8 protein-coding genes and 1 pseudogene are annotated in these 12,617 nt (G+C 53.0%); all 9 read right to left on the bottom strand.

Features of this window, described 5'->3' with window-relative positions:
* Positions 1 to 129: 129 nt before the first annotated feature.
* Positions 130 to 4,353, bottom strand: a complete 4,224-nt coding sequence (gene rpoC / locus CS369_RS19755; RefSeq protein WP_196908392.1) for a DNA-directed RNA polymerase subunit beta' — start codon at positions 4,351 to 4,353, stop codon at positions 130 to 132.
* A 91-nt stretch (positions 4,354 to 4,444) separates the two neighbouring features.
* Positions 4,445 to 8,473: a DNA-directed RNA polymerase subunit beta gene (gene rpoB / locus CS369_RS19750; protein WP_196908391.1), complete on the bottom strand. Its 4,029-nt coding sequence runs from the start codon at positions 8,471 to 8,473 to the stop codon at positions 4,445 to 4,447.
* Positions 8,474 to 8,799: 326 nt separating this feature from the next.
* Positions 8,800 to 9,165: a 50S ribosomal protein L7/L12 gene (rplL, locus tag CS369_RS19745; protein ID WP_196908390.1), complete on the bottom strand. Its 366-nt coding sequence runs from the start codon at positions 9,163 to 9,165 to the stop codon at positions 8,800 to 8,802.
* A 66-nt stretch (positions 9,166 to 9,231) separates the two neighbouring features.
* Positions 9,232 to 9,729 (bottom strand): 50S ribosomal protein L10, encoded by a 498-nt coding sequence (rplJ, locus tag CS369_RS19740; RefSeq protein WP_196908389.1) that lies wholly within the window; start codon positions 9,727 to 9,729, stop codon positions 9,232 to 9,234.
* 307 nt (positions 9,730 to 10,036) lie between these two features.
* Entirely contained in the window at positions 10,037 to 10,741 is a 705-nt protein-coding gene (gene rplA, locus CS369_RS19735) for a 50S ribosomal protein L1 (RefSeq protein ID WP_196908388.1), read from the bottom strand.
* Between the two features lie 3 nt (positions 10,742 to 10,744).
* On the bottom strand, positions 10,745 to 11,173 hold the full coding sequence (rplK, locus tag CS369_RS19730; protein WP_196908387.1) for a 50S ribosomal protein L11: 429 nt from the start codon (positions 11,171 to 11,173) through the stop codon (positions 10,745 to 10,747).
* A gap of 157 nt (positions 11,174 to 11,330) precedes the next feature.
* Positions 11,331 to 11,876, bottom strand: coding sequence for a transcription termination/antitermination protein NusG (gene nusG / locus CS369_RS19725; RefSeq protein ID WP_196908386.1), 546 nt, complete (start codon positions 11,874 to 11,876; stop codon positions 11,331 to 11,333).
* Between the two features lies 1 nt (position 11,877).
* Positions 11,878 to 12,261, bottom strand: a complete 384-nt coding sequence (gene secE, locus CS369_RS19720; RefSeq protein WP_196908385.1) for a preprotein translocase subunit SecE — start codon at positions 12,259 to 12,261, stop codon at positions 11,878 to 11,880.
* Between the two features lie 249 nt (positions 12,262 to 12,510).
* Positions 12,511 to 12,617, bottom strand: a pseudogene (locus tag CS369_RS19715) (elongation factor Tu); the annotation flags it as partial.

The following is a 12,617-nucleotide window of genomic DNA, read 5'->3' as shown; positions in this document are numbered from 1 at the left end:
TTTTCCATGATGGCCTCTCCTGAAAGAAAAACACCCTGTCAGCGTACCGCTACAGGGTGGGGGTCACCATATCATTAACCCCGGCCAACGGACCGGGGTTTAGACGTTTAAGCGTTATCGGTAGATAGCTTATTCGTCGTCGCTGCTACCAAAGCCTGCGTTCAGCAGTTCAGCCAGGTTTGCAGAAGCTTCATCAGCACTCACCGGAGCGACTGCTGGCACTTCGCCCGCATAACGGCGACGCATGCGATCCTGGTGGTACGCATAACCGGTACCGGCCGGGATCAGACGACCCACGATGACGTTCTCTTTCAAACCACGCAGTTCGTCGCGTTTACCCGCAACGGCCGCTTCCGTCAACACGCGGGTCGTTTCCTGGAACGATGCCGCAGAGATGAAGGATTCGGTTGCCAGAGATGCCTTGGTGATACCCAGCAGGTCACGGTGGTACGTAGCCGGGATCTTGCCATCCGCTTCCAACTGACGGTTGGCGATCTTGATGCGCGACACTTCTACCTGCTCGCCTTCCAGGAACTCGGAGCTACCTGCGCTGGCAATGGTCCCTTTACGCAGCATCTGACGAACGATAACTTCGATGTGTTTATCGTTAATCTTAACGCCTTGCAGACGGTAAACTTCCTGCACTTCGTTGGTGATGTAGCGGGTTACCGCATGCACACCACGCAAACGCAGAATATCGTGCGCCGATTCCGGACCGTCAGAAACCACATCGCCACGTTCTACGCGTTCACCTTCAAACACGTTGAGCTGACGCCATTTCGGGATCATCTCTTCGTAAGCATCTCTGCCATCCAACGGAGAGATCACCAGACGACGTTTGCCTTTGGTCTCTTTACCGAAGGAAATGATACCGGTGATTTCAGCCAGGATAGCCGGTTCTTTCGGACGACGCGCTTCAAACAGGTCGGCAACGCGCGGCAGACCACCGGTGATGTCCTTGGTACCGCCGGATTCCTGCGGAATACGAGCCAGGGTGTCACCCGCACCGATCTGAGAGCCATCTTCCAACTGAACGATCGCTTTGCCCGGCAGGAAGTACTGTGCCGGCATGTTGGTGCCTGGGATCAATACATCGTTACCTTTGGCATCCACTATTTTCAGTGCCGGACGCAGATCTTTACCACCACCGGTACGTTCTGCACTGTCCAGAACCACGATGGAGGACAGACCGGTCAGTTCGTCAGTCTGACGAGTAATCGTATGACCGTCGATCATGTCGGTGAAGCGAATGCTACCGCCCACTTCGGTGATAACTGGCATGGTATGCGGATCCCAGTTTGCGACGGTTTCACCGCCGGTCACTTCGTCACCGTTGCCTTTGCCCATTACCGCACCGTATGGCACTTTGTAGCTTTCTTTGGTACGACCAAACTCGTCGATCAGTTTCAGCTCGGTGTTACGCGAGGTGATAACCAGCTTGCCCGCTGCGTTCTTAACGAACTTGGAGTTGGACAGTTTCAGGCTACCTTTGTTTTTCACCTGAATGCTGGATTCAGCCGCCGCACGCGATGCCGCACCACCGATGTGGAACGTACGCATGGTCAGCTGAGTACCCGGTTCACCGATGGACTGTGCTGCGATAACCCCGATGGCCTCACCTTTGTTGATGATGTGACCACGTGCCAGGTCGCGACCGTAGCATTTGGCGCACACGCCGAAGTCAGTTTCACAACTTACCACAGAGCGAACTTTAACGGAGTCGACGGAATTCTCTTCCAGCAGGTCACACCATTGTTCGTCCAGCAGCGTGTTACGCGCCACCAGAATGTCAGCAGTGCCCGGCTTCAGAACGTCTTCAGCCGTTACACGACCCAGTACGCGCTCACGCAGCGGCTCTTTAACGTCGCCACCTTCGATAACCGGAGTCATCATGATGCCTTCGTGCGTGCCGCAATCGTCCTCGGTCACTACCAGATCCTGTGCCACGTCAACCAGACGACGGGTCAGGTAACCGGAGTTCGCTGTCTTCAACGCGGTATCCGCCAAACCTTTACGCGCACCGTGCGTGGAGATGAAGTACTGGAGTACGTTCAGACCTTCACGGAAGTTCGCGGTGATCGGCGTTTCGATGATGGAGCCATCCGGCTTCGCCATCAGACCACGCATACCGGCCAACTGACGAATCTGTGCCGCAGAACCACGCGCACCGGAGTCGGCCATCATAAAGATGCTGTTAAAGGAAACCTGACGTTCTTCTTCGCCATCACGGTTGATAACGGTTTCGGTCGAGAGGTTTTCCATCATCGCTTTGGCCACGCGCTCGTTAGCAGCGGCCCAAATGTCGATGACTTTGTTGTAACGTTCGCCGGCGGTTACCAGACCAGACTGGAACTGTTCCTGGATTTCAGCAACTTCGGCTTCCGCTTCGTTGATGATTTCCACTTTCTTCGCCGGGATGACCATATCGTCGATACCAACAGAAGAACCGGAACGCGCTGCATAGGCGAAACCGGTGTACATGATCTGGTCAGCGAAGATAACGGTCGGCTTCAGCCCCAGCACGCGGTAACAGGTATTGAGCATCTTGGAGATGGTTTTTTTACCCAGCGCCTGGTTAACGATAGAGTACGGCAGACCTTTCGGTACGATCATCCACAGGATGGAACGGCCGACAGTGGTGTCGATCAGGCTGGTTTTAGCCACCCACTCACCCTGCGCATTCTTCTCATGCTCGGTGATACGCACTTTAACGCGCGCATGCAGCGAGGCCAGACCCGCACGGTAGATACGTTCTGCTTCTTTCGGACCGGTCAGCACCATGCCTTCGCCTTTGGCGTTAACACAGTCACGGGTCATGTAGTACAGACCCAATACCACGTCCTGAGACGGAACGATTATAGGTTCGCCGTTCGCTGGAGACAGAATGTTGTTGGTGGACATCATCAGCGCACGCGCTTCCAACTGGGCTTCCAGCGTCAGCGGTACGTGAACAGCCATCTGGTCACCGTCGAAGTCGGCGTTATACGCCGCACACACCAGCGGGTGCAGCTGAATGGCTTTACCTTCGATCAGAACCGGTTCGAATGCCTGGATACCCAAACGGTGCAGAGTCGGCGCACGGTTCAGCAGTACCGGGTGTTCGCGAATAACTTCATCCAGGATATCCCAAACCACGGCTTCTTCGCGCTCAACCATTTTCTTGGCGGCTTTGATGGTGGTAGCAAGACCACGCAGTTCCAGCTTGCCGTAGATGAACGGTTTGAACAGTTCGAGTGCCATTTTCTTCGGCAGACCGCACTGGTGCAGGCGCAGGTACGGACCTACGGTAATAACGGAACGACCGGAGTAGTCCACGCGCTTACCGAGCAGGTTCTGACGGAAACGACCCTGCTTACCTTTGATCATGTCGGCCAAAGATTTCAGCGGACGCTTGTTGGAACCGGTGATCGCACGACCGCGACGACCGTTATCCAGCAGGGCATCTACCGCTTCTTGCAGCATACGTTTTTCGTTACGTACGATGATATCCGGCGCAGCCAGATCCAGCAGACGTTTCAAACGGTTGTTACGGTTGATCACGCGACGATACAGATCGTTCAGATCTGAGGTTGCGAAACGACCACCGTCCAGAGGAACCAGCGGACGCAGATCCGGCGGCAACACAGGCAGCACGGTCAGGATCATCCACTCCGGCTTGTTGCCAGACTGTACGAACGCTTCCAGCAGCTTGATGCGCTTGGTCAGCTTTTTACGCTTGGTTTCAGAGTTGGTTTCATTCAACTCTTCTCGCAACTGTTCGCATTCCTGTTCCAGATCCATGTTTTTCAACAGGGCCTGGATCGCTTCGGCACCCATCTTGGCGTCGAATTCGTCACCGAACTCTTCCAACGCGTCCAGATACTGCTCTTCAGTCAGGATCTGACGTTTTTCCAGGTTGGTCATGCCGCCTTCAATCACCACATAGGATTCGAAGTACAGCACGCGTTCGATATCGCGCAGCGGCATATCTAGCAACAAGCCGATACGGGACGGCAGCGATTTCAGGAACCAGATGTGCGCAGTCGGAGACGCCAGCTCGATGTGGCCCATGCGCTCACGGCGCACTTTGGTTTGGGTCACTTCAACGCCGCATTTCTCACAGATAACGCCACGGTGTTTCAAGCGCTTGTACTTACCGCACAGGCACTCATAGTCTTTCACTGGCCCGAAGATACGGGCGCAGAACAGACCGTCACGTTCGGGTTTGAACGTACGGTAGTTAATGGTTTCCGGCTTTTTAACTTCACCGAAAGACCAGGAACGAATCATGTCTGGCGATGCCAGCGCAATTTTGATCGCATCAAACTCTTCGGTCTTGGTTTGCGCTTTCAGAAACTTTAATAAGTCTTTCACGGATTGGCTCCCGTCGGAGTTAGACCTGTTGGATGCCTGAGCCGAAGCTCAGGCACTCCTTTACACGAGCAAAGCGTACCAGCGAGCAGGATTAACCTTCTTCCAGCTCGATGTTGATACCCAGCGAGCGGATTTCTTTCAACAGTACGTTGAAGGACTCCGGCATGCCCGGTTCCATACGATGGTCGCCATCCACGATGTTTTTATACATCTTGGTACGGCCGTTGACGTCATCGGATTTCACCGTCAGCATTTCCTGAAGGGTATAAGCTGCGCCATACGCTTCCAGCGCCCACACTTCCATCTCACCGAAGCGTTGACCACCGAACTGGGCTTTACCACCCAACGGCTGCTGGGTTACCAGGCTGTAAGAACCGGTAGAACGCGCGTGCATCTTGTCGTCAACCAAGTGGTTCAGTTTCAGCATGTACATGTAACCGACGGTTACTGAACGCTCAAACTGTTCACCGGTACGACCATCGAACAGCGTGATCTGACCGGAGGTCGGCAGACCACCCAGCGTCAGCAGTTCTTTGATCTCGGACTCTTTGGCACCGTCGAACACTGGCGTTGCCAGCGGCATCCCTTTCTTCAGGTTGTCCGCCAGACGCAACACTTCATCATTAGTGAAGGTGTTGAGGTCGACTTTTTGACGCACGTCGTTGCCCAGATCGTAGGCTTTCTGGATGAACTCGCGCAGTTTAGCCACTTCTTCCTGACGCTTCAGCATGGCGTTGATCTTCTCGCCGATACCTTTAGCCGCCATACCCAGGTGGGTTTCCAGAATCTGACCGATGTTCATACGCGATGGAACGCCCAGCGGGTTCAATACGATATCGACCGGCGTACCGTTCTCATCGTAAGGCATGTCCTCGATCGGGTTGATCTTGGAGATAACACCCTTGTTTCCGTGGCGGCCTGCCATCTTGTCACCCGGTTGAATCTGACGTTTAACAGCCAGATACACCTTGACGATCTTCAGGACGCCCGGAGCCAGATCGTCGCCTTGCGTGATCTTGCGGCGCTTCGCTTCGAGTTTTTTCTCGAATTCGTGTTTCAGCTCGTCGTACTGCTCAGCCAGCTGTTCCAACTGATTCTGTTTCTCTTCATCAGTCAGACCCAGTTCCAACCAACGCTCACGCGGCAGCTTGTCCAGCTTGTCTGCTTCCACGCAGCCGGAGACCAGCACAGCGTGAATACGGGCAAACAGACCGGCTTCGAGGATCTGCAATTCTTCCGTCAAGTCTTTTTTGGCCTGCTTCAGTTGCATCTCTTCGATTTCCAACGCACGTTTGTCTTTTTCCACGCCATCGCGGGTGAAGACCTGAACGTCGATAACCGTACCAGATACACCGTTCGGCACACGCAGGGAAGAGTCTTTAACGTCAGACGCTTTCTCACCGAAGATCGCGCGCAGCAGTTTCTCTTCCGGCGTCAGTTGGGTTTCGCCTTTCGGCGTCACTTTACCGACCAGAATGTCGCCGCCCGTTACTTCAGCACCGATATACACGATACCGGACTCATCCAGTTTGGAGAGCGCAGCTTCACCCACGTTCGGGATGTCGGCAGTGATCTCTTCTGGCCCCAGCTTGGTGTCACGAGACACACACGCCAGTTCCTGAATGTGGATAGAGGTGAAACGGTCTTCCTGCACCACACGCTCGGACACGAGGATGGAGTCTTCGAAGTTGTAACCGTTCCAAGGCATTAACGCGACGCGCATGTTCTGACCCAGCGCCAGTTCACCCAGATCGGTAGACGGGCCGTCAGCCAGCACATCACCACGTTCAACCGGCTCACCCAGAGACACACACGGCATCTGGTTGATACAGGTGTTCTGGTTGGAACGGGTGTATTTGGTCAGGTTGTAGATGTCGATGCCCGCTTCGCCCGGATACATCTCGTCTTCGTTAACTTTGATAACGATACGGGATGCGTCGACGTACTGTACGGTACCGCCGCGTTTGGCAACGGCAGTTACACCGGAGTCAACAGCCACAGCGCGTTCCATACCAGTACCTACCAGCGGCTTGTCAGCGCGAAGGGTCGGTACAGCCTGACGTTGCATGTTCGCACCCATCAGGGCGCGGTTGGCGTCATCGTGTTCCAGGAATGGGATCAGAGATGCACCGACGGAAACCACCTGCTGTGTGGAAACGTCCATGTAGTCAACCTGATCGCGGCTGAACAAGCTGGATTCGCCTTTGCTACGGCAGGTCACCAGATCGTCAACGAAATGCCCTTCTTCGTCGAGGTTGGTGTTAGCCTGTGCAATAACGTAGTTGCATTCTTCAATCGCGGACAGGTAATGGATTTCATCCGTTACCACACCGTCACGCACCAGACGATACGGGGTTTCAAGGAAACCGTATTCGTTGGTCTGCGCGTACACGGACAGCGAGTTGATAAGACCGATGTTCGGACCTTCCGGCGTTTCGATAGGACATACGCGACCGTAGTGGGTCGGGTGTACGTCACGCACCTCAAAGCCAGCACGTTCACGGGTCAGACCGCCTGGGCCCAACGCGGAGATACGGCGTTTGTGCGTAATTTCGGACAGCGGGTTGTTCTGGTCCATAAACTGGGACAGCTGGCTAGAACCGAAGAACTCTTTCACCGCCGCCGAAATCGGCTTGGCGTTGATCATGTCCTGCGGCATCAGGGTATCCAGATCGCCCAGGGACAGACGCTCTTTCACCGCACGCTCTACGCGCACCAGGCCAACGCGGAATTGGTTTTCCGCCATTTCGCCCACGGAACGGATACGACGGTTGCCCAAGTGGTCGATATCATCGACTTCACCGGAACCGTTACGGATATCGATGAGCTTCTTCATCACCTGAATGATGTCGTCTTTGCTCAGGATACCGGAACCTTCAATCTCATCGCGCAGCAGGGAGCGGTTAAACTTCATGCGGCCCACAGCGGACAGATCGTAACGATCTTCAGAGAAGAACAGGTTCTCAAACAGCGTTTCTGCCGCTTCACGTGTCGGCGGCTCGCCCGGACGCATCATGCGATAGATTTCAACCAGCGCACTCAGGCGATCGTTGGTCGGGTCTACACGCAGCGTTTCCGAGATATACGGGCCGTGATCCAGATCGTTGGTGAACAGGGTCTCAATGCGCTTATGGCCTGCCTGGCTCAGTTTAGCCAGCAGATCCAGCGACAGCTCCATGTTCGCCACACCGATCAGTTCACCGGTGCTTGCGTCTACGTAATCTTTCGCCAGCACTTTCCCGGCGATGTATTCGACCGGTACTTCAATGCGTTCTACGCTGTCTTTTTCCAACTGGCGAATGTGACGCGCGGTGATACGGCGGCCTTTTTCAACGTACACTTTGCTATTGGCTTCGATATCGAACGAGGCAGTTTCACCGCGCAGGCGCTCAGGCACCAGATCCATTTGCAGCTTGTTACCGTTGATCTCGTAGACAATTTTGTCGAAGAACAGGTCCAGGATTTCTTCAGCCGAAAAGCCCAGCGCGCGCAAAATGATGGTCGCAGGCAGCTTACGGCGACGGTCGATACGCACAAACAGGTTATCTTTCGGGTCGAACTCGAAATCCAGCCAAGAACCACGGTAAGGGATGATACGTGCGTTATACAGCACTTTACCGGAGGAGTGGGTTTTACCCTTGTCGCTGTCAAAGAACACGCCCGGACTACGGTGCAACTGAGAAACGATAACGCGCTCAGTACCGTTGATAACAAAGGTCCCGTTTTCGGTCATGAGCGGAATTTCGCCCATGTACACTTCTTGTTCTTTAATGTCTTTTACGGTGCCTCCCGGCGCTTCGCGCTCGTAGATCACCAGACGCAGCTTGACGCGCAGCGGTGCTGAGAAGGTCACCCCGCGAATCTGACACTCTTTGACGTCAAATACGGGCTCACCCAAACGGTAGCTTACGTATTGCAGCTCAGAGCTACCGCTGTAGCTTGAAATTGGGAATACGGAACGGAATGCGGCTTCCAGACCGTACTGGCCTTCCGGATCTTGCTCGATGAACTTCTGAAACGAGTCAAGCTGGATAGAAAGGAGATAAGGTATGTCCAACACTTGCGGACGTTTACCAAAATCCTTACGAATGCGTTTTTTCTCGGTATAGGAGTAAACCATGGGGTTCCTCAGCTCGCTGAAAAGTAAGAACCACTTGCTCGTCCTGACAGGACGGTTCATTGCTACACGATTTTGTTGATCGAAAGGCAATCCGCCTTTCGTTAATACGTCTTTCTATCACTCTTAAATCATTTCATTGCTTTTGCACAGGCAGGGAACCCAGGCTGGAAAGCAGGATATTAAGGCGTCGATAGAAAAAAATATTGGGATAATCCGTGGCCAAACGGTGCGAAACACCACAGATGCCCTACAGCACAAAAAGGCTGGTGACCAAAAAGTCACCAGCCATCAGCCTGAAAACTCAGGCTGCAACCGGAAAGGTTGGCTTATTTAACTTCAACTTCAGCGCCAGCTTCTTCCAGAGATTTCTTCAGAGCTTCAGCGTCATCTTTGCTCACGCCTTCTTTCAGCACAGCAGGTGCAGACTCAACCAGGTCTTTCGCTTCTTTCAGACCCAGGCCAGTTGCGCCACGAACAGCTTTGATTACGGCAACTTTGTTAGCGCCGATAGCTTTCAGGATAACGTCGAATTCAGTTTTCTCTTCAGCAGCTTCAACCGGGCCAGCAGCAACAGCTACAGCAGCGGCAGCAGAAACGCCGAATTTTTCTTCCATAGCAGAGATCAGCTCAACAACGTCCATTACGGACATAGCGGCAACTGCTTCGATAATTTGATCTTTAGTGATAGACATGACAATTGTTCCTAACCATCAGAAATAGTTTATACGTAAGCAAATGCGAAAACAGGAAAAGGGCGATTACGCCGCTTCTTTCTGCTCGCGAACAGCTGCCAGAGTGCGGACCAGTTTGCCTGCAGAGGCTTCTTTCATGGTCGCCATCAGGCGTGCAATTGCTTCTTCGTAAGTCGGCAGCGTTGCCAGACGGTCAATTTGAGCCGCCGGAATCAACTCACCTTCAAAGGCCGCAGCTTTAACCTCGAATTTTGCATTCGCTTTCGCGAACTCTTTGAACAGACGAGCAGCAGCGCCCGGGTGTTCCATAGAATATGCAATCAAGGTCGGACCAACAAACGTGTCTTTCAGGCATTCGAACTGAGTGCCTTCAACGACGCGACGCAGCAGGGTGTTGCGAACAACACGCATGTATACGCCAGCTTCACGACCTGCTTTACGCAGTTCAGTCATTTTATCTACGGTTACGCCACGAGAATCCGCAACAACCGCAGACAGCGCGCCTTTGGCCACTTCGCTGACTTTAGCAACAATCGCTTGTTTGTCTTGAAGATTTAATGCCATTAGCTTGTGCTCCTGGATATAGCCGGAATACATTTCCGGAACTCACTTCACCTGCAACCACATGGAAAACAGGCGTCAAAACACGGTGAGCAGAATCCAGTAAAAGAAAATTGTCTTTAGGCTCTGTCACCGTCTACGCAGGAAAATTAAGCGTCTCTTTTTTCAGGCAAACCCGAAAACGTTGAAGCACCTGCGGTCTTGGACGTAGGCCTGGATCAGGCCAGGCTCCAACCGAAAAAATCTGTTTCGTCCATTTAAGGACAATGGGCGTAAAATTATACGCACATCTTTCACCCAGGTAAAGCTATCAGTTAGCGACCGCGTTCAGGCCACTCTGATCAACGGCAACGCCAACACCCATGGTGGTGGAAATGCTAACTTTCTTGATGTACACGCCTTTCACTTGAGCTGGTTTGGCTTTTTTCAGCGCAATCAGCAAAGCTTCCAGGTTTTCTTTCAGTTTGTCAGCGTCGAAATCAACCTTACCGATGGTGGTGTGGATGATGCCGTTTTTGTCGTTACGGTAACGAACCTGACCGGCTTTCGCGTTTTTAACCGCTTCAGCAACGTTTGGCGTTACAGTACCGACTTTCGGGTTCGGCATCAGGCCACGCGGACCCAGAACCTGGCCCAACTGGCCAACAAGGCGCATTGCATCCGGAGAAGCAATAACCACGTCAAAGTTCATTTCGCCTTTCTTGATCTGGTCAGCCAGATCTTCCATACCTACCAGCTCTGCGCCAACTGCTTTAGCAGCTTCAGCGTTTGCGCCTTGGGTAAATACGGCAACGCGAACGGAACGGCCAGTACCGTGCGGCAGTACAGTCGCACCACGAACGTTCTGGTCAGATTTACGTGCGTCGATGCCCAGGTTTACGGCAACGTCAACGCTTTCAACAAACTTAGCAGTGGCCAGCTCTTTGAGCAGGGCTACAGCTTCGTTGATGTCATATTGTTTGGTAACATCAACTTTCTCACGGATCACGCGCATGCGCTTGGTCAGCTTAGCCATCTCTTAGTCCTCCACTACCAGGCCCATGGAACGAGCAGTACCCGCGATGGAACGCGCCATAGCGTCCATGTCGGCACCTGTCATGTCCGCCGCTTTGGTCTGGGCAATTTCCATAACCTGAGCGTGGGTCACTTTACCTACTTTGTCTTTGTTCGGCTTGCCAGAACCAGACTTGATACCAGCCGCTTTCTTCAGCAGAACTGCTGCCGGAGGCATTTTTGTAACGAAGGTGAAGGAACGGTCGGAGTAAACGGTGATCACAACCGGAATCGGCAGACCTTTTTCCAGGCTTTCTGTTTTAGCATTGAATACCTTACAGAATTCCATGATGTTCACACCTTGCTGACCCAGAGCAGGACCAACCGGCGGGCTCGGGTTAGCCATACCAGCTGCAACTTGCAGCTTGACGTAGGCTTGTACTTTCTTGGCCATTTAACTTTCCTCTAATGGGTAATAGCGCCTTAAAAAGGCTCCCCGTGATTTTTGATTTTTGATTTTTTCAGATGCTATAGCACCTAAAAACAAAAGGCGCGAAATAATAGATTAATTTCGCGCCAGATACAAGAATTTCTTTACGAACGCGGCTATATCAGCCCTTTTCCACCTGGCCGAAATCCAGCTCAACGGGCGTAGCACGTCCGAAGATGGAGACCGATACTTTCAGACGGCTTTTCTCGTAATCCACTTCTTCCACCACACCGTTGAAATCGGTAAACGGGCCGTCGTTGACGCGCACCATTTCGCCCGGTTCGAACAGCGTTTTCGGACGCGGCTTGTCACCCACCTGTTGCAGGCGGTTCATGATAGCGTCAACTTCTTTGTCGCTGATCGGCGCAGGACGATCGGACGTACCGCCGATAAAGCCCATCACACGCGGAACGCTGCGCACCAAGTGCCAGCTGGAGTCTTCCATTACCATCTGTACTAACACGTAGCCAGGAAAGAATTTGCGCTCGCTTTTACGACGTTGACCGCCACGAATTTCAACCACTTCCTCGGTCGGCACCATGACGTCGCCAAACAGCTCTTCCATGTTGTGCAATTTGATGTGCTCGCGCAGCGATTGTGCAACGCGGCCTTCAAAGCCGGAAAACGCCTGAACGACGTACCACCGTTTTTTTGGAGCTTCAGACATCTTAGAACCTCAGGCCTGTGATAAATGATATCAAACGGACCAGAATACCATCCAGCCCCCACAGAATCAGTGACATCACGGCAGTTACCGCGGCAACGATCAACGTGGTATGCAGCGTTTCCTGGCGGGTTGGCCAAATCACTTTACGAACTTCAGTGCGCGCTTCGCGGGCAAAGGTCACCGTTGCTTTACCTTGGGCGGTTAACAGTGCAACACCGCCTGCGGTAGCAATCAGGATAACAACGGCCAATGCGCGAAGCGGCAGACTGTACCCGCGGTAGTAATAATTACCCACTATGGCAACAACGAGTAAAGCCGCCACAACCAGCCACTTGATCACTTCCAGGCCACGCACACTACCCTGGGTCTCGGTATTTGCACTCATAAACCAACCTGTCACTCATGAATCAGACAAATAACTTTGCCCCGCAACGCAGGGCAAACCAAACCGACATGATGTTTCGCTAGCAGCGAAACTCGGCATTTACGCTGTAACCTACAGAGCCTATCTCACCACAGATTAGCAGGATTATACGCCACAATCCGTGATGAGATAGGTTCTACTGAGGGCAGCGTAGTAAAAGGGCATCAAATGATGCCCTTTTACTGCATGTTGAGTCAAATTTATCGGCGATTAAGCCATAACTTTAGCAACAACACCTGCACCAACGGTACGGCCGCCTTCACGGATTGCGAAACGCAAACCGTCGTCCATCGCGATCGGGTGGATCAGGGTAACAA

The organism is Candidatus Symbiopectobacterium sp. 'North America', from assembly GCF_015762685.1.
In the GTDB taxonomy this organism is placed as follows: domain Bacteria; phylum Pseudomonadota; class Gammaproteobacteria; order Enterobacterales; family Enterobacteriaceae; genus Symbiopectobacterium.
The sequence above is the reverse complement of the archived record's forward strand: the minus strand, read 5'-3'. Positions and strand labels throughout refer to the sequence as shown.

What these genes read in the sequence shown, in the direction of transcription:
- secE (WP_196908385.1), bottom strand. Translation starts at nt 12,261, where the DNA reads ATGAGTGCAAATACCGAGACCCAGGGTAGTGTGCGTGGCCTGGAAGTG.
- rplJ (WP_196908389.1), bottom strand. Translation starts at nt 9,729, where the DNA reads ATGGCATTAAATCTTCAAGACAAACAAGCGATTGTTGCTAAAGTCAGC.
- rplA (WP_196908388.1), bottom strand. Translation starts at nt 10,741, where the DNA reads ATGGCTAAGCTGACCAAGCGCATGCGCGTGATCCGTGAGAAAGTTGAT.
- rpoB (WP_196908391.1), bottom strand. Translation starts at nt 8,473, where the DNA reads ATGGTTTACTCCTATACCGAGAAAAAACGCATTCGTAAGGATTTTGGT.
- rplL (WP_196908390.1), bottom strand. Translation starts at nt 9,165, where the DNA reads ATGTCTATCACTAAAGATCAAATTATCGAAGCAGTTGCCGCTATGTCC.
- nusG (WP_196908386.1), bottom strand. Translation starts at nt 11,876, where the DNA reads ATGTCTGAAGCTCCAAAAAAACGGTGGTACGTCGTTCAGGCGTTTTCC.
- rplK (WP_196908387.1), bottom strand. Translation starts at nt 11,173, where the DNA reads ATGGCCAAGAAAGTACAAGCCTACGTCAAGCTGCAAGTTGCAGCTGGT.